17 protein-coding genes and 7 tRNA genes are annotated in these 20,991 nt (G+C 55.7%); 21 read left to right on the top strand and 3 right to left on the bottom strand.

The features are described from left to right. Positions 1–35: 35 nt before the first annotated feature. The gene (nagE, locus tag FJW00_RS14415; protein ID WP_140924578.1) at positions 36–2,066 is read right to left on the bottom strand and encodes an N-acetylglucosamine-specific PTS transporter subunit IIBC; all 2,031 of its coding nucleotides are present in this window, start codon (positions 2,064–2,066) and stop codon (positions 36–38) included. A gap of 326 nt (positions 2,067–2,392) precedes the next feature. Between nagE and nagB the strand changes: the two genes are divergently transcribed. From nagB to FJW00_RS14475, 12 genes are all read left to right on the top strand, one after another. Beyond that, the gene (nagB, locus tag FJW00_RS14420; RefSeq protein ID WP_009091462.1) at positions 2,393–3,193 is read left to right on the top strand and encodes a glucosamine-6-phosphate deaminase; all 801 of its coding nucleotides are present in this window, start codon (positions 2,393–2,395) and stop codon (positions 3,191–3,193) included. A 62-nt stretch (positions 3,194–3,255) separates the two neighbouring features. Beyond that, on the top strand, positions 3,256–4,404 hold the full coding sequence (gene nagA, locus FJW00_RS14425; protein ID WP_140924580.1) for an N-acetylglucosamine-6-phosphate deacetylase: 1,149 nt from the start codon (positions 3,256–3,258) through the stop codon (positions 4,402–4,404). A gap of 7 nt (positions 4,405–4,411) precedes the next feature. Next, on the top strand, positions 4,412–5,632 hold the full coding sequence (nagC, locus tag FJW00_RS14430) for a DNA-binding transcriptional regulator NagC (RefSeq protein ID WP_046101417.1): 1,221 nt from the start codon (positions 4,412–4,414) through the stop codon (positions 5,630–5,632). A 39-nt stretch (positions 5,633–5,671) separates the two neighbouring features. Further along, positions 5,672–6,424, top strand: coding sequence for an HAD-IIA family hydrolase (locus FJW00_RS14435; RefSeq protein ID WP_009091467.1), 753 nt, complete (start codon positions 5,672–5,674; stop codon positions 6,422–6,424). A 308-nt stretch (positions 6,425–6,732) separates the two neighbouring features. Then, on the top strand, positions 6,733–8,400 hold the full coding sequence (gene asnB, locus FJW00_RS14440) for an asparagine synthase B (protein ID WP_009091468.1): 1,668 nt from the start codon (positions 6,733–6,735) through the stop codon (positions 8,398–8,400). Between the two features lie 218 nt (positions 8,401–8,618). Then, positions 8,619–8,695, top strand: a tRNA-Met gene (locus FJW00_RS14445). Positions 8,696–8,704: 9 nt separating this feature from the next. Continuing rightward, positions 8,705–8,789: transfer RNA gene (locus tag FJW00_RS14450), tRNA-Leu, on the top strand. Positions 8,790–8,811: 22 nt separating this feature from the next. Continuing rightward, a tRNA-Gln gene (locus tag FJW00_RS14455) sits at positions 8,812–8,886 on the top strand. 34 nt (positions 8,887–8,920) lie between these two features. Then, positions 8,921–8,995, top strand: a tRNA-Gln gene (locus tag FJW00_RS14460). A gap of 22 nt (positions 8,996–9,017) precedes the next feature. After that, positions 9,018–9,094 (top strand) — tRNA-Met (locus FJW00_RS14465). Between the two features lie 6 nt (positions 9,095–9,100). Continuing rightward, positions 9,101–9,175, top strand: a tRNA-Gln gene (locus tag FJW00_RS14470). A 29-nt stretch (positions 9,176–9,204) separates the two neighbouring features. Then, positions 9,205–9,279: transfer RNA gene (locus tag FJW00_RS14475), tRNA-Gln, on the top strand. A gap of 97 nt (positions 9,280–9,376) precedes the next feature. On the opposite strand, the gene ubiF is transcribed toward FJW00_RS14475, so the two are convergent. After that, positions 9,377–10,549, bottom strand: a complete 1,173-nt coding sequence (ubiF, locus tag FJW00_RS14480) for a 3-demethoxyubiquinol 3-hydroxylase (RefSeq protein ID WP_140924582.1) — start codon at positions 10,547–10,549, stop codon at positions 9,377–9,379. 172 nt (positions 10,550–10,721) lie between these two features. On the opposite strand from ubiF, the gene miaB reads away from it, so the two are divergent. The 9 genes from miaB to FJW00_RS14525 all read left to right on the top strand — a co-directional run bounded on the left by miaB (position 10,722) and on the right by FJW00_RS14525 (position 20,299). After that, positions 10,722–12,146, top strand: a complete 1,425-nt coding sequence (gene miaB, locus FJW00_RS14485; protein ID WP_009091472.1) for a tRNA (N6-isopentenyl adenosine(37)-C2)-methylthiotransferase MiaB — start codon at positions 10,722–10,724, stop codon at positions 12,144–12,146. A gap of 209 nt (positions 12,147–12,355) precedes the next feature. Beyond that, positions 12,356–13,417: a PhoH family protein gene (locus tag FJW00_RS14490; RefSeq protein ID WP_009091474.1), complete on the top strand. Its 1,062-nt coding sequence runs from the start codon at positions 12,356–12,358 to the stop codon at positions 13,415–13,417. Further along, positions 13,414–13,887: an rRNA maturation RNase YbeY gene (gene ybeY / locus FJW00_RS14495; protein WP_058956316.1), complete on the top strand. Its 474-nt coding sequence runs from the start codon at positions 13,414–13,416 to the stop codon at positions 13,885–13,887. Before FJW00_RS14490 ends, ybeY begins: the two co-directional genes overlap by 4 nt. An 82-nt stretch (positions 13,888–13,969) precedes the next feature. Continuing rightward, positions 13,970–14,851 carry a CNNM family magnesium/cobalt transport protein CorC gene (corC, locus tag FJW00_RS14500; protein ID WP_009091478.1) on the top strand — a complete coding sequence of 294 codons (882 nt, stop codon included), beginning with the start codon at positions 13,970–13,972 and terminating at the stop codon, positions 14,849–14,851. A gap of 4 nt (positions 14,852–14,855) precedes the next feature. After that, complete coding sequence (gene lnt, locus FJW00_RS14505) at positions 14,856–16,379, top strand: apolipoprotein N-acyltransferase (RefSeq protein ID WP_009091480.1); 1,524 nt, start codon at positions 14,856–14,858, stop codon at positions 16,377–16,379. A gap of 599 nt (positions 16,380–16,978) precedes the next feature. Continuing rightward, positions 16,979–17,875, top strand: coding sequence for an amino acid ABC transporter substrate-binding protein (locus tag FJW00_RS14510; protein WP_009091482.1), 897 nt, complete (start codon positions 16,979–16,981; stop codon positions 17,873–17,875). Positions 17,876–18,155: 280 nt separating this feature from the next. Then, positions 18,156–18,896 carry an amino acid ABC transporter permease gene (locus FJW00_RS14515; RefSeq protein WP_009091484.1) on the top strand — a complete coding sequence of 247 codons (741 nt, stop codon included), beginning with the start codon at positions 18,156–18,158 and terminating at the stop codon, positions 18,894–18,896. Beyond that, positions 18,896–19,573 carry a glutamate/aspartate ABC transporter permease GltK gene (gltK, locus tag FJW00_RS14520; protein ID WP_009091486.1) on the top strand — a complete coding sequence of 226 codons (678 nt, stop codon included), beginning with the start codon at positions 18,896–18,898 and terminating at the stop codon, positions 19,571–19,573. The genes FJW00_RS14515 and gltK overlap by 1 nt, the downstream gene beginning before the upstream one ends. After that, the gene (locus tag FJW00_RS14525; RefSeq protein WP_009091487.1) at positions 19,574–20,299 is read left to right on the top strand and encodes an amino acid ABC transporter ATP-binding protein; all 726 of its coding nucleotides are present in this window, start codon (positions 19,574–19,576) and stop codon (positions 20,297–20,299) included. 57 nt (positions 20,300–20,356) lie between these two features. Here FJW00_RS14525 and FJW00_RS14530 read toward each other — a convergent pair whose 3' ends face one another. Beyond that, complete coding sequence (locus tag FJW00_RS14530; protein WP_046101412.1) at positions 20,357–20,839, bottom strand: zinc ribbon-containing protein; 483 nt, start codon at positions 20,837–20,839, stop codon at positions 20,357–20,359. Positions 20,840–20,991: the final 152 nt, after the last annotated feature.

Below are 20,991 nucleotides of genomic sequence, written 5' to 3' on the forward strand. Positions count from 1 at the left end.
AATCGCTTCCTGCCTGTGGGGTTCTGTTGCGGGGATTAGCCTTTCACTTCATACAGCGGGGTTTCACCTGCGACGACCGGACCGTGGGCCAGGAGTGTCAGACCCGCGAAATCTTCGCTATTGCTGACCACCACCGGACTCACCATTGAGCGGGCATTCGCGTTCAGGAATTCAAGATCCATCTCCAGCACCGGCTGACCGGCTACCACGCTGGCTCCCTCTTCCGCCAGCCGGGAGAAGCCTTTTCCGTCCAGCGCCACGGTATCGAGTCCCATGTGAACCACGATCTCGACACCGTTGTCGGTTTCCAGACAGAACGCATGATTGGTATTGAAGATTTTCACCAGCGTTCCGGCAATCGGTGCCACAACCCATTTGTCGCTGGGTTTGATGGCCAGCCCGTCGCCTACCGCTTTGCTGGCAAAGGCTTCATCCGGAACCGCATCCAGTGCCACGACCTCTCCCGTTACCGGTGCCAGCAGCGTCGCAATAACGCGCTTCTCGCTGTTCAGCACGGCCTGCGGTTTAACCTCCGGCTCTGCCGCTGGCGTCGTACCGGAAGCAGCAGCAGCGACCGGGCCTTTGGCCAGCACTTTTTTCATGGCGGAGGCGATGCCTTCGGCCTGGGTGCCGACAATGATCTGCACGCTCTGTTTATTCAGACGGATAACGCCGGACGCGCCCAGACGCTTCGCCACGCTCTCATTAACCTGAGCGGAATCATTCACGTTCAGACGCAGACGGGTGATGCAGGCGTCAATGCTGGTCAGGTTAGCGGAGCCACCGACCGCACCGATGTAGCGACGTGCCAGGGATTCCGTGGCGCTTTCACCGTTATCACTGTTGTCCACGTTGACGTCATACCCATCGCTTTCATCACCGGCCACCGCCAGCTCGCGGCCAGGGGTCAACAGATTGAATTTTTTGATGGTGAAGCGGAAGACCACGTAATAGATAACGAAGAACACCAGCCCCTGCGGGATCAGCATGTACCAGTGGGTCGCCAGCGGGTTACGGGTGGAGAGGAACATATCCACCAGCCCGGCGCTGAAACCAAATCCGGCGATCCAGTGCATGCTGGCGGCGATGAAGACAGAAATACCGGTCAGTACAGCGTGGATCAGATAGAGCACCGGTGCCACGAACATGAAGGAGAACTCCAGCGGTTCGGTGATCCCGGTAAAGAAGGCGGCAAACGCAGCGGCCAGCATGATACTGCCCACTTTGACGCGATTCTCAGGACGCGCGCAGTGATAGATAGCCAGCGCAGCACCAGGCAGACCAAACATCATGATCGGGAAGAAGCCCGCCTGATAGCGACCGGTAATGCCCACGGTGGCCGACCCATCCGCCAGTGACTGTGCACCGCCGAGGAATTTAGGAATGTCATTAATTCCGGCCACATCGAACCAGAACACGGAGTTCAGCGCGTGATGCAGACCGACCGGGATCAGCAGACGGTTAAAGAAGGCGTAAATACCGGCTCCGACCGAGCCAAGCTTCTGGATATGCTCGCCAAAGCCTACCAGACCATTGAACACCACCGGCCAGATATACATCAGGATAAAGGCGACGAAGATCATCAGGAACGAAACGAGAATCGGCACCAGCCGGCGTCCGCTGAAGAAAGAGAGCGCCTTAGGCAGTTCGACGTGGCTGAAGCGGTTATAGACTTCTGCCGAGAGAATACCGACCAGAATGCCGACAAACTGGTTTTCGATTTTGCCAAAGGCAGCAGGCACCTGAGCCAAAGGAATTTTCTGAATCATTGAGACAGCGGCTGGTGAGCAGAGCGTGGTGACCACCAGGAAGCCGACAAAGCCGGTGAGGGCCGCCGCGCCATCTTTATCTTTCGACATGCCGTAGGCGATACCGATCGCAAACAGGACTGACATATGCTCAATAATCGCCGCACCGGACTTAATCAGCAACGCTGCCAGCGCGTTATCTGCACCCCAGCTGACGGGATCGAGGTAGTACCCTACCCCCATAAGTATCGCTGCCGCTGGCAGGGTGGCAACCGGCACCATCAGTGCCCGCCCTACCTTCTGTAAATAACTTAACATGGACCTTCCCCCTATGAGCCTGACTTGTCGCTTTGCGCCGCTTAATGTTGTTATGTCAGCTGCAAAGATTGTGAATACACTGCATGTCACGCAGCGAAGTGTAATGACAAATTAATTCGCCTCGCAAATTAAAACCCCGACATATGTGACTTTTATCACTAAAAAACATCGGGTCACACTGCAACATCTGGCTATGAATGCAAACTTATTTTATGATCCGAAATATCGAATTGCGCTCCGGCCGTGGCGAGAATAGAAAATCTGTTCAGGCTGATGATTTACGCAACGGTTCAGCGATCCCCTTTCCATTTCAAATGAGGTGAAACATGAGACTGATTCCTTTAGCGACGCCAACCCAGGTCGGCAAATGGGCCGCCCGACATATCGTTAACCGCATTAACGCGTTTAACCCGACGGCGGAAAAACCTTTTGTCCTGGGTCTGCCTACCGGCGGTACGCCACTGGAGGCATACAAACACCTGATTGATATGCACAAAGCGGGCCAGGTCAGTTTTAAGCATGTTGTGACGTTCAATATGGATGAATATGTGGGCCTGCCAAAAGAGCATCCGGAGAGCTATCACAGCTTCATGTATCGTAATTTCTTCGATCACGTTGATATTCAACCGGAAAATATCAACCTGCTGAATGGTAATGCACCCGATATTGACGCAGAATGTCGTCAGTACGAAGAGAAAATTCGCGCGCTGGGTAAAATTCACCTGTTTATGGGGGGTGTCGGTAACGACGGCCATATCGCCTTTAACGAACCGGCTTCATCGCTGGCTTCGCGAACCCGCATTAAAACCCTGACCCATGATACCCGCGTAGCGAACTCTCGCTTCTTCAACGGCGACGTTGACCAGGTGCCTAAATACGCGCTGACGGTCGGCGTCGGCACGCTGCTGGATGCAGAGGAAGTGATGATTCTGGTTACCGGCCATGTTAAAGCGCAGGCCCTGCAGGCGGCGGTTGAAGGCAACGTCAACCATATGTGGACCATCAGCTGCCTGCAGCTGCACGCAAAATCGGTGGTGGTGTGTGATGAGCCGGCCACCATGGAACTGAAAGTGAAAACCGTGAAATATTTCCGCGAAATGGAAGCGGAAAATATGAAAGGCGTGTAACAGAACATTGTCATGCCCTGCTGTTACGCTGCGTGACAGCAGGCCAGGACGGGAGAAGAGAGATGTACGCATTAATCAACGGTCGCATCTACAGCGGTCATGAGATTCTGGATAACTACGCGGTCGTGGTTGACGGGACGCAGATTGCGCACGTCTGCCCGCGTGAAGCGGTTGCGGCGGATGTTGAATTGCGGGATGTGGCGGGTGCCATCATTGCGCCAGGCTTTATCGATCTCCAGCTTAACGGCTGTGGTGGCGTGCAGTTTAATGACGACATTGATGCGCTCAGCGTTGAAACGCTGGAGATCATGCAGCGCGCCAATGAGAAATCGGGCTGCACCAGCTTTTTACCGACGCTGATCACCAGCAGCGATGCCCTGATGAAGCGGGCCATCGAAACCATGCGCGCCTATCTGCAAAAACATCAGCATCAGGCGCTGGGTCTGCATCTGGAAGGCCCGTGGCTCAGCAAGGCGAAGAAAGGCACCCACGATCCGGCGCTGATTCGCCTGCCGGATGCGGCGATGGTGCAATATCTGTGTGACAACGCCGATGTCATCACCAAAGTGACGCTGGCGCCGGAAAATGCCGGTCGCGAGGTGATTCGACAGCTGACTGACGCCGGGATCATTGTGTCTGCCGGTCACTCCAGTGCAACGTATGAAGAGGCGAAAGCGGGCTTCTCGGCTGGCGTGAGTTTTGCGACACACCTCTACAACGCGATGCCCGCCTTTGCCGGTCGTGAACCGGGGCTTATCGGTGCGCTGTTTGATTCGCCTGATGTATACTGCGGCATTATTGCGGATGGTTTACATGTACATTACGCTAACGTGCGCAATGCTAAACGCATAAAAGGCGACAAGCTGGTGCTGGTAACGGATGCCACCGCACCAGCGGGCGCGGCAATCAGTGAGTTTATTTTTGCTGGCAAAACAATCTATTATCGTGACGGGCTCTGTGTTGACGAAAACGGCACACTCAGTGGTTCAGCCCTGACGATGATTGAAGCGGTACGGAACAGCGTCGAGCATGTGGGTATCGCACTGGACGAAGCATTGCGCATGGCATCACTCTACCCGGCACGGGCGATGGGCGTGGAAAAACAGTTAGGCTCGATCGAAGCAGGAAAAATCGCGAACCTGACTGTGTTTACGCGCGACTTTAAAATCATTAAGACGTTTGTCAACGGAGACGACGTCCTGAGCGAGTAAGCACTGAATGACCACTGGCGGCCAGTCACAAATAGGAAATGTCGATCTTGTTAAGCAACTTAATAGCGCAGCGGTTTACCGGCTGATTGATCAACAGGGGCCGATATCGCGCATTCAGATTGCCGAACTTAGTCAGCTCGCCCCCGCCAGCGTCACGAAAATTACCCGCCAGTTGATTGAGCGCGGCCTGATCAAAGAGGTAGACCAGCAGGCATCTACCGGTGGTCGCCGCGCTATCTCGATTATCACTGAAACCCGCCACTTCCAGACCATCGGCGTCCGGCTCGGCCGTCACGATGCCACCCTTACGCTGTTTGACCTCAGCGGCAAATCGCTGGCGCAGGAGGATTATGCGCTGCCGGAACGCACCCAGGAGACGCTGGAGCATGCGCTGTTTAATGCCATCAGCGGCTTCATCGAGCAGCACCAGCGTAAAATCCGCGAGCTGATCGCCATTTCCGTGATCCTGCCCGGCCTGGTCGACCCGATTAACGGCGTGATTCGCTATATGCCGCACATCGCTGTCAGCCACTGGCCGCTGGTCGCCAGCCTGAAGAAACGCTTTAACGTCACCAGTTTTGTGGGTCACGATATCCGCAGTCTGGCGCTGGCCGAGCACTACTTCGGTGCAAGCCGCGACTGTGCTGACTCAATTCTGGTGCGGTTACACCGGGGGACCGGTGCAGGCATTATCGCCAACGGCCATATTTTTCTCGGCAGCAACGGTAACGTCGGCGAGATCGGCCACATTCAGGTCGATCCGTTAGGCGAACGCTGCCACTGCGGTAACTTTGGCTGCCTGGAAACCATTGCCGCCAATGGCGCCATTGAAAACCGTGTGCGTCACCTGCTGAATCAGGGCTACCCCAGTGTGCTGACGCTGGAGGCGTGCCAGATGCCCCACATCTGTAAAGCGGCGAATCAGGGTGATGCCCTGGCCTGTGAAGTGATCGAGCATGTGGGGCGCTATCTCGGCAAGGCGATTGCCATCGCCATCAACCTGTTTAATCCACAAAAAGTGGTGCTGGCGGGAGAGATTACCGAAGCAGAAAAAGTGCTGCTGCCCGCGATTGAGGGCTGCATCAATACCCAGGCGTTAGAGGCCTTCCGTAAGCATCTGCCGGTTGTTCGTTCGACACTGGATCATCGTTCTGCGATTGGTGCCTTTGCGCTGGCTAAACGTGCCATGCTTAACGGCATTCTGCTGCAACACCTTCTGGAAGATTAAGCTCACCCGCTGCTGTGGCGGGCCACACCGGATCTGACTATGACCATAAAAAGCGTAATTTGTGATATCGATGGCGTGCTGATGCACGACAACACGGCCGTTCCCGGCGCACAGGAATTTCTGCAGCGCATTCTGGCCAAAGAGATGCCGCTGGTGGTGCTGACCAACTACCCTTCGCAGACTGAGCAGGATCTGGCTAACCGTTTTGCCTCAGCAGGCGTTGAGGTGCCCGATTCCGTCTTCTACACCTCGGCAATGGCCACCGCGGACTTCCTGCGCCGTCAGGAGGGCAAAAAGGCGTATGTGATTGGTGAGGGGGCGCTGATTCATGAACTCTACAAAGCGGGCTTTACCATTACCGATGTGAATCCCGACTTTGTGATTGTCGGAGAGACCCGCTCCTTTAACTGGGACATGATGCATAAAGCGGCCTTCTTTGTTGCCAACGGCGCTCGCTTTATTGCCACCAATCCCGATACCCATGCGCGTGGTTTTATTCCCGCCTGTGGCGCACTCTGTGCGGGGATTGAGAAGATATCCGGCCGCAGCCCCTTTGTTGTGGGCAAACCAAGCCCTTACATCATGCGTGCCGCGCTGAACAAAATGCAGGCTCACTCCGAAGAGACGGTCATCGTCGGCGATAACCTGCGCACCGATATTCTGGCCGGTTTCCAGGCGGGTCTGGAGACGGTGCTGGTGCTCTCTGGCGTTTCCACCCTGAGCGATATTGACGCGATGCCGTTCCGCCCGGACTGGATTTACCCCTCTGTTGCCGATATTGACCTGTTCTGATTCAGTTTGCTTATGACGCATCGGGCTGAATTGTGATGCGTCTCCCCTTTTTCTCCGCTTTCCCCCCCTGTTTGCCGCCTGATTTTTGCTCAAAAAATGCATTTCATTGCGGATCCAACAACAAATAAGCTCTTAAATTATCGTTTATTCAATTTTATCGTCATGTGATCAATATTTTTATCAGTAAATCACGATTCCTCTTGCATTGACGGCACCAAATAGCGCATTTTCTTATCTATCACGCAGCGTCAGGCTGCCGGACAAACCTAAAAGATAACATCGCCGTAAGGTGAGCTCAGGAGTCAGTTATGTGTTCAATTTTTGGTGTGCTGGATCTGAAAAGCGATCCTGTTGAGCTGCGCAAAAAGGCGCTGGAATGTTCACGCTTAATGCGTCATCGCGGCCCGGACTGGTCAGGCGTCTACGCTGATGACCATGCCATCCTCGCGCATGAACGTCTCTCAATTGTTGACGTTAACAACGGCGCACAGCCGCTGTACAACGCCGACCACACTCATGTCCTGGCAGTCAACGGCGAAATTTATAACCATCAGGCGCTGCGCGCGGAACTCAGCGATCGCTATGCGTTTCAGACCGGTTCTGACTGTGAAGTGATTCTGGCGCTCTATCAGGAGAAAGGGGTCGACTTCCTTGATGACCTGGAAGGCATGTTCGCCTTTATCCTCTACGATAGCGTCAAAAACACGTATCTGATTGGCCGTGACCATATCGGGATTATCCCGCTCTATATGGGTAACGATGAGCATGGCAACCTCTATGTCGCGTCAGAAATGAAAGCGCTGGTGCCGGTCTGCCGTTCGATTAAAGAGTTTCCGCCGGGAAGCTACCTCTCCAGCACCGATGGCGAAATCCGTCGTTACTGGCAGCGTGACTGGATGGAGTACAAAAACGTTGAACACAACACCACCGATGCGGCCGGCCTGAAGCATGCGCTGGAAGAGTCTGTGAAAAGTCACCTGATGTCAGATGTGCCTTATGGTGTGCTGCTGTCGGGCGGTCTGGACTCCTCCATCATTTCCGCCGTGACCAAACGTTTTGCGGCAAAGCGTGTTGAAGACCAGGATAAAAGTGATGCGTGGTGGCCACAGCTTCACTCCTTTGCTGTCGGGCTGGAAGGCTCACCCGATCTGAAAGCGGCGAAAGCCGTGGCGGAACATCTGGGCACCGTGCACCATGAGATTCATTTCACCGTGCAGGAAGGTCTGGATGCAATTCGCGATGTGATTTATCACATTGAAACCTATGACGTCACCACCATCCGTGCCTCCACGCCGATGTACTTAATGTCGCGTAAAATCAAGGCAATGGGCATCAAGATGGTGCTGTCAGGCGAAGGCGCAGATGAAGTGTTCGGCGGCTACCTTTACTTCCATAAAGCCCCCAACGCTAAAGAGTTCCACGAAGAAAACGTGCGTAAACTGCAGGCCCTGCATATGTTCGACTGTGCCCGCGCCAACAAAGCGATGTCCGCCTGGGGCGTTGAGGCCCGCGTGCCGTTCCTGGATAAAAAATTCCTGGATGTGGCGATGCGTATCAACCCTGAAGATAAAATGTGTGGCAGCAACGGCAAAATGGAGAAGCACATTCTGCGTGAATGTTTCTCCTCCTACCTGCCGGAAAGCGTGGCGTGGCGTCAGAAAGAGCAGTTCTCAGATGGCGTCGGTTACAGCTGGATTGACTCGCTGAAAGAGGTGGCTGCGAAGCAAATCAGCGACCAGCAGCTGGCAACCGCTCACTTCCGCTTCCCGCACAACACGCCGGGGTCGAAGGAAGCCTATCTCTACCGTGAGATCTTTGAAGAGCTGTTCCCGCTGGCCAGCGCCGCGGAGTGTGTGCCAGGCGGTCCATCAGTAGCCTGTTCGTCAGCCAAAGCGATCGAGTGGGACGAGGCGTTTAAAAACATGAACGATCCATCAGGTCGTGCCGTTGGTGTGCATCAGTCAGCCTATCAATAAGCCGACTGAGCACGGTCAGAATGGGCCCGCTGCGGCCCATTTTTTTGACGATCAGCGTTGTATTCACTGAAAAATTGCCGAATAAACCGCCATGCTGGTTATAAGCCACGCAAACAGCCATAACCAGGCAAAAATCGGTAAAAAAATTGTTGACGCTGTCAGGTCAACTCCGCATAATGCGCCCCGCAACGCCGATGAAGGTAACGCGAAAAAAAGATGGCTACGTAGCTCAGCTGGTTAGAGCACAGCACTCATAATGCTGGGGTCACAGGTTCGATTCCCGTCGTAGCCACCATCTTTTTTTGCGGGAGTGGCGAAATTGGTAGACGCACCAGATTTAGGTTCTGGCGCCGCAAGGTGTGCGAGTTCAAGTCTCGCCTCCCGCACCATTTCATTATTCGGCAGCGTGGATGGGATATCGCCAAGCGGTAAGGCACCGGTTTTTGATACCGGCATTCCCTGGTTCGAATCCAGGTATCCCAGCCAATTTTGATGATTCTCGATGCTGAGAACGGACGAATGGGATATCGCCAAGCGGTAAGGCACCGGTTTTTGATACCGGCATTCCCTGGTTCGAATCCAGGTATCCCAGCCATCATTAAAATGCAGTACAATTTGGCTACGTAGCTCAGCTGGTTAGAGCACAGCACTCATAATGCTGGGGTCACAGGTTCGATTCCCGTCGTAGCCACCATATAATTGGGGTGTCGCCAAGCGGTAAGGCACTGGTTTCTGATACCAGCATTCCGGGGTTCGAATCCCTGCACCCCAGCCATACAAAGACAATTTGAAAAACACCATTATTGGGGTGTCGCCAAGCGGTAAGGCACTGGTTTCTGATACCAGCATTCCGGGGTTCGAATCCCTGCACCCCAGCCAAATTGCACAACAGGCCCGCTTTTGCGGGCTTTGTTGTTTTTGTCCTCTGCCTTTCTGACGGCTGACCCACCCTGCGGCGAGCCAGACCGCCTCTCTGTTACAATCCCAGCGCGTAGCGCAGCACCTGCCGCTTCAGTATCCCGGAATGCTCGGCGGCGATCAGGCCGAGATTTCGTGCAAACCGCAGCGGAGCCAGCTGATTGCTGAAGGCGAAGTAGAAGAGATCCATCCCCCCCTGCATCAGCATGTTGTCGCGGCGGCGCTTGCGGTGATAACGCTGCAGCACCCGCTCAGAGGCCCACTCTTCCGCCGCATCGCGCGCGCTGACCAGCACATCAATCAACGCATCAATATCGCGATAGCCCAGATTGACGCCCTGCCCGGCCAGCGGATTGATGGTGTGCGCCGCATCGCCAACCAGCGCCAGCCCCGGCAGCACATACTGCGAAGCGTGACGGCGCACCAGCGGGAAACTGCCCGCCGCGTGGGCTTTAAAACGTCCCAGCCGCGCCGGGAAGTGACTGGCAATCTCTTTTTCCAGCTGAGCCATCGGCATCGCCTGAAGCTGACGCACTCTTGCCGGTGCGTCATACCAGACCAGCGAGGCCCGGTTGTCATACAGCGGCAAAAAGGCGCGTGGCCCCTGAGGCGTGAAGTGCTGCCAGGTAGCATCGCCTGCCGGATGTTCACAGGTCACGCTAATCAGTAAACAGGACTGCGCATAGCTCCAGCCATGAATCCCGATGCCGGCCATCTGCCGCACCTGCGAATTGGCCCCATCGGCGCCGATCACCAGCCGGGTATGCAGGGTCACGCCATCGCTCAGGTCGACGCGCCAGCCGCCGTTTTCCGGCTGCAGATTTTCCAGCGTGGCCGGGCAGTAGCAGTTCACATCCCGCGACTGCATCTCTTCCCACAACGCGCGCTGAAGAACGCTGTTCTCGACCATGAAGCCCAGCTCCGGCAATCCCAGCGAGGCGGCATCGAAACTCACCTGCGCCGTCTGCCACTCCCAGGTTTCCAGCCTGCGATAAGGGGCGCTTCGCATCGCTTCCACCCGCGGCCAGACGCTGAGCTGCTTCAGTAACGCCACCGAGGAGGAACCGATCGCTGAAATGCGCAGATCGGGATCGCTGTCGGCATCAAAGGGGGCAGGCTCGGCGCGTTCAATGACCGCCACGCGAAAACGCTGCTGCGTCAGTCCGCAGGCCAGCGCAGCACCCACCATGCCTCCCCCGACAATCACCACATCAAACTGATTATCCTGCATTGCTTCTATCCTTCTCTTAATCCCGTCCGCCTGCGCAACACGGGTCTGAATACAGCAAAGTGTACCGGAAAACCGGAGGGCTGACAGAAAAGCCCGCAGGCTGGTCACAACCGCATCAAAGCATTACAATACGCGCCCCGCACTTCACTGCACTGAATCAATGGCTAGCGCGATGACAAAAAAACTGCATATCAAAACCTGGGGATGTCAGATGAATGAGTATGATTCATCGAAGATGTCTGATCTGCTGAACAGTACGCACGGCTATACGCTGACCGAGGTCGCTGAAGAAGCGGATGTTCTGCTGCTTAACACCTGCTCTATCCGCGAAAAAGCGCAGGAGAAGGTTTTCCACCAGCTGGGGCGCTGGAGAAAGCTGAAAGAGCGTAATCCGGATGTGATCATTGGCGTGGGCGGCTGTGTGGCGTCACAGGAAGGAGATCATATTCGTCAGCGAGCGCCCTGCGTGGACATCGTATTTGGCCCGCAGACCCTGCACCGCCTGCCGGAGATGATCAACACCGTGCGCGGCAGTAAAAGCCCGGTGGTAGACATCAGCTTCCCGGAAATCGAAAAGTTTGACCGCCTGCCGGAACCCCGCGCAGAAGGTCCGACAGCCTTTGTCTCCATCATGGAAGGCTGCAACAAATATTGTACGTTCTGCGTGGTGCCTTACACCCGTGGTGAGGAAGTGAGCCGTCCGTGTGACGACATTCTGCTGGAGATTGCTCAGCTGGCGGCGCAGGGCGTGCGCGAAGTGAACCTGCTGGGTCAGAACGTCAACGCCTGGCGCGGTGCTTCCTTTGATGGCGACACCTGTACCTTCGCTGAGCTGCTGCGCCTGGTCGCCGCCATCGACGGTATTGACCGCATCCGCTTCACCACCAGCCACCCGATTGAGTTCACGGATGACATCATCGATGTCTACCGTGATACACCGGAGCTGGTGAGCTTCCTCCATCTGCCGGTGCAGAGCGGCGCAGACCGCATTCTCACGCTGATGAAACGTGCCCACACGGCACTGGAATATAAAGCGATTATCCGCAAGCTGCGCGCGGCGCGTCCCGATATTGAGATCAGCTCTGACTTCATTATCGGTTTCCCGGGTGAAACCCAGCAGGATTTCGAGCAGACCATGAAGCTCATCGCCGACGTGAATTTCGATGTCAGCTTCAGCTTTGTCTACTCAGCCCGTCCCGGCACGCCCGCCGCTGACCTGCCGGATGATGTCAGCGAAGAGGAGAAGAAGCAGCGTCTGTGGATCCTGCAGGATCGCATCAACCAGCAGGCGCAGGCGATCAGTCGCCGCATGCTGGGCACCGTGCAGCGTATTCTGGTTGAAGGCATCTCCCGCAAGAACGTCATGGAAGTCTCTGGCCGCACCGAAAATAACCGCGTGGTCAACTTTGAAGGCTCACCTGAGATGATCGGCCGGTTTGTGGATGTTGAAATTGTCGATGTCTACACCAACTCCCTGCGCGGCAGGCTGGTGCGCACCGAAGATGAGATGGGCCTGCGCATGGCCCAGAGCCCGGCGTCTGTGATTGCCCGCACCCGCAAAGAGAACGACATCGGCGTGGGTCTCTTCCAGCCGTGATACCGGCTTTATTGTGCGGCAGCGCGCTTCGCGCTGCCGCCCGTTTCACATTGCGACACTTGCTTTCTGAAGCTGTTGCCCAAATATCTCTCCTTAAGCTTGCGCCCAGGCGTTACGGCATAAATAATTTCGTTATGGTGCATCCGGTTAAGCTCAACGGTGCGTCAGACACACCCCATAACTGGCCCTGAGTGACCCAAAGGATTCGTTTGAATATCGAAACTCGTGAAATCGCCCTTGAACCGGCTGATAACCGTCGTCTGATGAGCCTGTGCGGGCCGTTCGATGACAATGTGAAACAGCTTGAGCGCCGACTGGGTATTGAGATCAATCGTCGCGACAACGTCTTTAAGCTGGTTGGACGCCCTCTGTGCGTCAATGCCGCCGCCGATATCCTGAAAACGCTCTATGTGGATACGGCGCCCGTGCGCGGCGACATTCCGGATATCGAGCCGGACCAGATTCATCTCGCTATCAAAGAGAGCCGGGTGCTGGAACAAACCGCCGACAGCGTGCCGGAGTACGGTAAAGCGGTCAACATCAAGACCAAACGTGGCGTTATCAAACCGCGCACGCCGAACCAGGCGCAGTACATCGCAAATGTCCTCGACCACGATATCACCTTTGGTATCGGCCCGGCCGGTACCGGTAAAACCTATCTGGCCGTGGCCGCCGCGGTGGACGCGCTGGAGCGTCAGGAGATCCGTCGCATCATGCTGACCCGTCCGGCGGTAGAAGCGGGTGAAAAACTGGGCTTCCTGCCCGGCGATCTGAGCCAGAAAGTCGACCCCTATCTGCGTCCTCTCTACGATGCGCTGTTTGAAATGCTCGGTTTCGAGCGGGTTGAAAAGCTGATGGAGCGTAACGTCATTGAAGTGGCCCCGCTGGCCTACATGCGTGGTCGTACCCTGAACGATGCGTTTATCATTCTTGATGAGAGCCAGAACACCACCATCGAACAGATGAAGATGTTCCTGACGCGTATCGGCTTCAACTCTAAAGCGGTCATTACCGGCGACGTGACCCAGATTGACCTGCCGCGCCACGTTAAGTCCGGCCTGCGTCACGCCATTGAGGTGCTCTCTGATGTAGAGGAGATTAGCTTCAACTTCTTCCACAGCGAGGATGTGGTTCGCCATCCTGTCGTGGCCCGCATTGTCACCGCCTATGAAGCCTGGGAGGCGGCCGATCAGACCCGGCGTGACCAGCAGGCTGAAGAGCGCAAACGTGAAGCACTGGCGGCGCAGAGCGCAACCCAGGAGAGCAAATGAGCGAAGTGATTCTCGACCTGCAGGTCGCCTGTGAAAACAGCGCAGGGTTGCCGGATGAAAGCCAGTTTCATCGCTGGCTCTCGGCGGCGGTTGCCCCTTTTCAGCCCGACAGCGAAGTCACCGTCCGTCTGGTTGATGAAGCCGAAAGTCATGAGCTTAATCTGACCTATCGCGGTAAAGACAAGCCGACTAACGTGCTCTCCTTCCCGTTTGAAGCCCCGCCGGGTATTGAGCTGCCGCTGCTGGGCGATCTCATCATCTGCCGTCAGGTGGTTGAGCAGGAAGCGGCTGAACAGGGTAAAAGCGTGGAGGCGCACTGGGCCCACATGGTCGTGCACGGCACGCTGCATCTGCTGGGATATGACCATATTGATGACGACGAAGCCGATGAAATGGAAGGGCTGGAGACCGAGATAATGCTTGCTCTTGGGTATCCTGATCCGTACATTTCGGAGAAAGAAGACGCCTGAATCCCGCATTCAGGCTATCCGGCTGTCAGTGCATGTGGCTGACAGCCCCCATTCCTCAGCAGAGAGATCTTTAAAAACCGCCATGAGCGACGACCATTCTCAAAACAGCGATGCACCCAGTAGTAAAAAGGGATTTTTCTCCCTGTTAATCAACCAGCTTTTTCACGGCGAACCCAAAAACCGTGATGAGCTACTGGAGCTGATCCGCGACTCGAACAACAAAGAGCTGATTGACCAGGACACCCGCGACATGCTCGAAGGGGTACTGGATATTGCGGAGCAGCGCGTGCGTGACATCATGATCCCGCGCTCGCAGATGATCACCCTGAAACGGAATCAGAGCCTTGAAGAGTGTCTGGATGTCATCATCGACTCCGCGCACTCCCGCTTCCCGGTGATCAGCGAAGATAAAGATCATGTGGAAGGTATCCTGATGGCGAAAGATTTACTGCCGTTTATGAGCAGCGAATCTGAACCTTTCAGCATTGAAAAAGTGCTGCGTCCTGCGGTGGTGGTGCCGGAAAGTAAGCGTGTGGATCGGATGCTGAAAGAGTTTCGCTCCCAGCGTTACCACATGGCGATCGTGATTGATGAGTTTGGCGGCGTCTCCGGCCTGGTGACCATTGAAGATATCCTGGAACTGATCGTCGGTGAGATTGAAGATGAGTATGACGACGAAGAAGATCGTGATATCCGTCAGCTCAACCGCCACACCTTCACGGTGCGCGCGCTGACCGCCATTGAAGATTTCAACGAGGTGTTTGGCACGCAGTTCAGTGATGATGAAGTCGACACCATCGGTGGCCTGGTGATGCAGGGCTTCGGCCATCTGCCTGCACGCGGTGAAAGCATCGAGATTGAAGGTTACCAGTTCAAGGTGGCGATGGCGGACAGCCGACGCATCATCCAGGTTCATGTGACTATTCCGGAAAACGCGCCACAACCTCAACTGGAAGACGAATAAGTCTATGGCTTTCGCCTCACTTTACCCGCGTCAGCGGGTTCGCCTGCTGCTGGCTTTAATAACGGGTGCGTCTGGCACCCTCGCCTTCTCCCCCTACGATTTCTGGCCCGCCGCACTGCTGTCACTGTGCGGTTTACAGCTGCTGACCCTTAACCGTTCCACTCCGCAGGCCAGCGCCATCGGCTTTGTCTGGGGGCTGGGCCTGTTTGGCAGCGGCGTCAACTGGGTTTACGTCAGCATCGCCACTTTTGGCGGTATGCCCGGCCCGGTAAACGTGTTTATTGTGGCGCTGCTCGCCGCCTATCTGGCGCTCTATCCGGCCCTGTTTGCCGGTGTGCTGAACCGCCTGTGGCCTCGCACTTCGCTGTGGCGACTGGCGCTGGCCGCCCCGGCGCTGTGGCAGATCACCGAGTTTCTGCGCGGCTGGGTGCTGACCGGCTTTCCGTGGCTGCAGTTTGGTTACAGCCAGATCGACGGACCGCTGAAGGGTCTGGCACCGCTGGCGGGCGTTGAAACCCTGACCTTCCTGCTCATGGTTATCGCCGGGCTGCTGGCTTATGCCCTGCAGCAGCGCAATGTCAGAAGTCTGATCGCCGCGCTGCTGCTGCTGGCGCTGCCGTGGCCGTTGCGCTACCTCCAGTGGGTTGAGCCGATGCCCGAACGCACCGTCGAGGTGGCGCTGGTTCAGGGCAACATTCCGCAATCCATGAAGTGGGACCCGCAGCAGCTGCTTAACACGCTGCGCATTTACACCGGCCTCAGTCAGCCGCTGATGGGCAAAGCGCCGATCATTATCTGGCCGGAGTCAGCGATAACCGATCTGGAAAGCAACCAGCAGCCCTTCCTGCGTTCGCTGGATGATGAGCTGCGTCAGCGCGGCAGTTCGCTGGTCACCGGTATTGTTGACTCCCGGCTGGAGCAGAACCGCTATCACGACTACAACACGGTCATCGTGCTGGGCGGCAAAGCGCCGTACAACTACTTCAGTGGCAACCGCTACCAGAAAAATCATCTGGTGCCGTTTGGTGAATTTGTGCCGCTGGCCGATCTGCTACGTCCGCTGGCTCCGTTCTTCGATTTACCGATGTCCGCGTTCAGCCGGGGCAACTATCTCCAGCCGCAGCTCAGCGTGGCGGGATATCACCTTACTACGGCGATCTGTTATGAGATCGTGCTGGGTGAACAGGTGCGGGCCAACTTCCATCCCGATACGAACTTCCTGCTGACCGTTTCTAATGATGCCTGGTTTGGTCACTCGATCGGCCCGTGGCAGCATTTCCAGATGGCGCGGATGCGGGCGCTGGAACTGGGTCGTCCGCTGTTGCGCAGCACTAACAATGGCGTCACGGCCGTGGTGGATGCGAAAGGCGATGTGGCGTCAATTCTGCCGCAGTTCACCCGCGATGTCCTGACCAGCAAAGTCACCCCGACCCAGGGGGAAACGCCCTACGCGAAGGCGGGCGTCTGGCCGGTGTGGTCTCTGACGCTGCTGGCTGCGGTGATTGCCCTGCTGCGTCGCCGTCGATAACCGCCTGGATGCCGCAAGGCCAGCGGTGAGCCCCAGCCAGCGCAGGGAACATGGTCAGGCAAAAACCGCCCTCTCAGCCCCCCACCCGCGTCGTTCATGACGCGGGTCGCTTTCCGCCTCTGCCCCTGTTCCCTGCGCTTTTATCTGACGCTTTACTGCCAGATTCATCTGGCTTCGGGTGTGTCAGCATTCTGAGGCTTCGTTTTTTATTTTTTTCCCCCGATATAACTCACTCTCCTGACCGCATACTCTGCTGCCTTTCTCGCTCTTAACCGCTTTCTGGCACGATGATTGCTAAATATTTCAGTGTTTTTCACAAACAGGCTGATTGCAGGCGCTGACAGCGAGCCGGTTGCACCAAAACCATCCGCACCGCTGCACCGTTACCGCGCAGCGCGGGATATTTGCCTTTTTTTGGTGCGTATCACCTCGCAAAACAGAAACTTTTTTGTTTCATTGCGTTAACAATCCGCTATGTTAGTGACTCTTCTGCGCCCGTTTTAAGCGCAGAAAGAGCCCGGACGCAGCAAATAACAGACACAACATCATAATCAGCGCAGGTTATAGCCTGTGCCTTTTTCATACGAAGGAGTTGGAACATGCAACTACGCAAAGTGGCATTATCTCTTCTGCTGATCAGCGCAGCGGCGGGAGCGGCCCAGGCGGAAGATCTCAGCGGCACCCTGAAAAAGATCAATGACAATGGCGTTATTGTGGTCGGGCATCGCGAATCATCAGTTCCCTTTTCTTATTATGACAACCAGCAAAAAGTGGTGGGCTATTCACAGGCCTATTCCAACGCCATCGTGGACGCCATCAAAGCAAAACTGAACAAGCCGGATCTGCAGGTCAAGATGATCCCTATCACCTCTCAGAACCGTATTCCGCTGTTGCAGAACGGCACCTACGATTATGAGTGTGGCTCGACCACCAATAACCTTGAGCGCCAGAAACAGGCAGCCTTCTCTGACACCATTTTTGTCATCGGCACCCGTCTGCTGGTGAAGAAAGGTGGCCCAATCAAAGATTTTGCTGATCTGAAAGGCAAAACTGTCGTTGTGACCTCCGGCACCACCTCTGAAGTGCTGCTGCATAAACTCAATGACGAGCAGAAAATGGATATGCGCATCATCAGCGCAAAAGATCACGGCGACTCTTTCCGCACCCTGGAAACCGGTCGTGCCGTGGCCTTTATGATGGATGACGCGCTGCTGGCTGGCGAACGCGCGAAAGCGAAAAAACCGGACAACTGGGAAATCTTAGGCACGCCGCAGTCCAAAGAGGCCTATGGCTGCATGCTGCGTAAAGATGATCCACAGTTCAAAGCCCTGGTGGATGAAACCATCGCTAAAGCCCAGACCTCCGGTCAGGCTGAAAAATGGTTCGACACCTGGTTTAAACAGCCGATTCCGCCTAAGAACCTGAACATGAACTTTGAACTGTCTGAAGACATGAAAGCACTGTTCAAGACGCCGAACGATAAAGCACTGAATTAACAACAAAATACCCAATGAATTTCAGGTTGCATTACGGTGGTCAGAGAGTGAATCCCGATGCGCTTACGCAGGTAAGTGATTCGCGTGAATCAACGCAGCCAGCAACATTGCAGCCTGAAAGACGGCGGGTATAACAAGGGCGGCCCGGCTGCCCTCTCGATTGCTGAAACCGCGGCATGGACAGACAGACTGACACGGGTCGTTCCCCTGCGTCAGAAGATAAAACGCCGTTCATCAATCTTCAGGGTAGCTTCGCTACCCTTTTTTTCCGGAGCTCGTTATGGGTATCGATTGGAACTGGGGCATCTTTCTCGAACAGGCCCCGTTCGGTAACACGACCTACCTTGGCTGGCTGTGGTCCGGTTTTCAGGTGACGATTGCCGTCTCCTGCTGCGCCTGGATTATTGCCTTCTTCGTGGGTTCATTTTTCGGCATTCTGCGCACCGTGCCTAATCGCCTGCTGGCCACCATTGGCACCTGCTATGTCGAACTGTTTCGTAACATCCCGCTGATCGTCCAGTTCTTCTTCTGGTATCTGGTCGCGCCTGAACTGGTGGGCGAGAAGCTCGGCATGTGGTTTAAGTCGGAGCTGGATCCCAACATTCAGTTTTTCCTCTCCTCCATGATCTGTCTTGGCCTCTTTACCGCGGCCCGCGTCTGCGAGCAGGTCCGTGCTGCCATTCAGTCACTGCCGACCGGGCAGAAGAATGCGGGTCTGGCAATGGGATTAACCCTGCCGCAGACCTACCGCTATGTGCTCCTGCCGAATGCGTATCGCGTGATTGTCCCGCCGATGACGTCGGAAATGCTGAACCTGGTCAAGAACTCGGCTATCGCCTCCACCATTGGTCTGGTCGATATGGCCGCGCAGGCGGGCAAACTGCTCGACTATTCGGCCCACGCCTATGAGTCCTTTACCGCCATTACGCTCGCCTACGTCGCGATTAACCTGGTGATTATGTTGTTGATGAGTCTGGTCGAGCGCAAAGTCCGGCTGCCAGGCAATGCGGGAGGCAAGTAATGTACGAGTTTGACTGGAGTTCCATTGCTCCCAGCCTGCCCTATCTGCTCAACGGCCTGGTGATTACGTTTAAAATCACCCTGACCGCCGTGGTCTTCGGGATTCTGTGGGGCACGCTGCTGGCGGTAATGCGTCTGTCGAGCTTTAAGCCGATCAGCTGGTTCGCCAAAATTTATGTCAACCTGTTCCGCTCCGTGCCGCTGGTGATGGTGCTGCTCTGGTTCTATCTGGTGGTGCCGAGTTTTCTGCAGCAGGTGCTGGGGCTATCGCCCAAAACCGATATCCGGCTGATTTCAGCCATGGTCGCTTTCTCGCTGTTTGAAGCGGCTTACTACTCTGAAATTATTCGCGCCGGCATCATCAGTATCTCACGCGGCCAGGGTAACGCCGCGCTGGCGCTCGGCATGACGCCGTGGCAGTCGATGAGACTGATCATCCTGCCGCAGGCGTTTCGCGCCATGGTTCCGCTGTTACTGACCCAGGGTATCGTGCTGTTCCAGGATACCTCACTGGTCTATGTCTTAAGCCTGGCGGACTTCTTCCGCACCGCGTCCACCATTGGTGAGCGCGACGGGACCCAGGTGGAGATGGTTCTGTTTGCCGGTCTGGTCTACTTCGTGATCAGCCTGAGTGCATCGCTGTTGGTCAGCTATCTGAAAAGAAAAAGGACGGTTTAAATGATTAGCCTGAAAAATGTTTCTAAGTGGTATGGTCACTTTCAGGTGCTGACCGACTGCTCAACCGAGGTCAAAACCGGTGAAGTGGTGGTGGTGTGCGGGCCGTCCGGCTCCGGTAAATCGACGCTGATCAAAACGGTTAACGGACTTGAGCCGATCCAGCAGGGTGTGATTGCGGTGAATGGCACCGAGGTGAACAACAAAAAAACCAACCTGGCGCAGCTTCGCAGTCAGGTTGGCATGGTATTTCAGCACTTCGAACTCTTCCCTCACCTGAGCATTATCAACAATCTGGTGCTGGCGCAGGTGAAAGTGCTGAAGCGCGACAAAGCGGCAGCACGGGAGAAGGGGCTGAAACTGCTGAAGCGAGTGGGTCTGGCCGCGCATGCTGAGAAGTTTCCCGGTCAGCTTTCCGGGGGCCAGCAGCAGCGTGTGGCGATTGCGCGGGCACTCTGCATGGACCCCATCGCGATGCTGTTTGATGAGCCGACCTCCGCACTGGACCCGGAAATGATCAATGAGGTGCTGGATGTCATGGTCGAGCTGGCCCAGGAGGGGATGACAATGATGGTGGTAACCCATGAGATGGGCTTCGCCCGCAAGGTAGCCAATCGCGTCATCTTTATGGATGAAGGGAAAATTATCGAAGACACCAATAAAGATGACTTCTTTAATAATCCGCAGTCTGACCGCGCCAAAGATTTCCTCGCCAAAATCCTGCACTAATCCCGGCCATTATGCGGGTCACCACCGGTGGCCCGCCTCACGCATGCGATGACGCTATCAGGGTTCAAAAGGCTGACGCTGAAACTGATCGTGGCCGCACTCCGGACAGCGTGACAGCGTTTCAGGCGTGTAGATTGCCCGGGTAAACTGGCACTTTTCACACACCAGATTCCCCAGCCCCACCACTTCCCCGCTCTGATAGACCCCATGATGATGCAGATCCTGGAAGACCTCGCGCCACTCCAGCTGACTCTTATCGGTAATATCTGCCAGCTCTTTCCAGACGCTCTCACGGATGATGCGCATAAAGAGCGAGTCTGCGACCGGTTCTTCGACGTCGCTATAGCTGCGCGCAAACTCTTCCAGATCGCGTCGGACCGCGCGCAGTACCTGATCAATCTCCTCTTCCGTCATATCGTTGCGCGCCAGCAGCTGGCTTCGCCGTCCGTCAATCAGCGCATCCGGGTTACGATCGCCCTGACGCAGACGGTCGGTCAGTACGGCTAACGACTCGCGATATTCCTGAGCCACTTTATTCATTTTGTTCTCCTTTTATGCAGACTCTCGCTGAATTAAGTTTAGTCGCAATGTTGCTTTTGCCGTGTCGTCTGTACAGGGAATTACAAAAGGGTGAAGGTTCTGACGCTTTCGGCAGAAATCGCGCCAGCAAAAGTGGGAAGTGTTGTTGATAT

The organism is Pantoea anthophila (assembly GCF_006494375.1).
In the GTDB taxonomy this organism is placed as follows: Bacteria; Pseudomonadota; Gammaproteobacteria; order Enterobacterales; family Enterobacteriaceae; genus Pantoea; species Pantoea anthophila.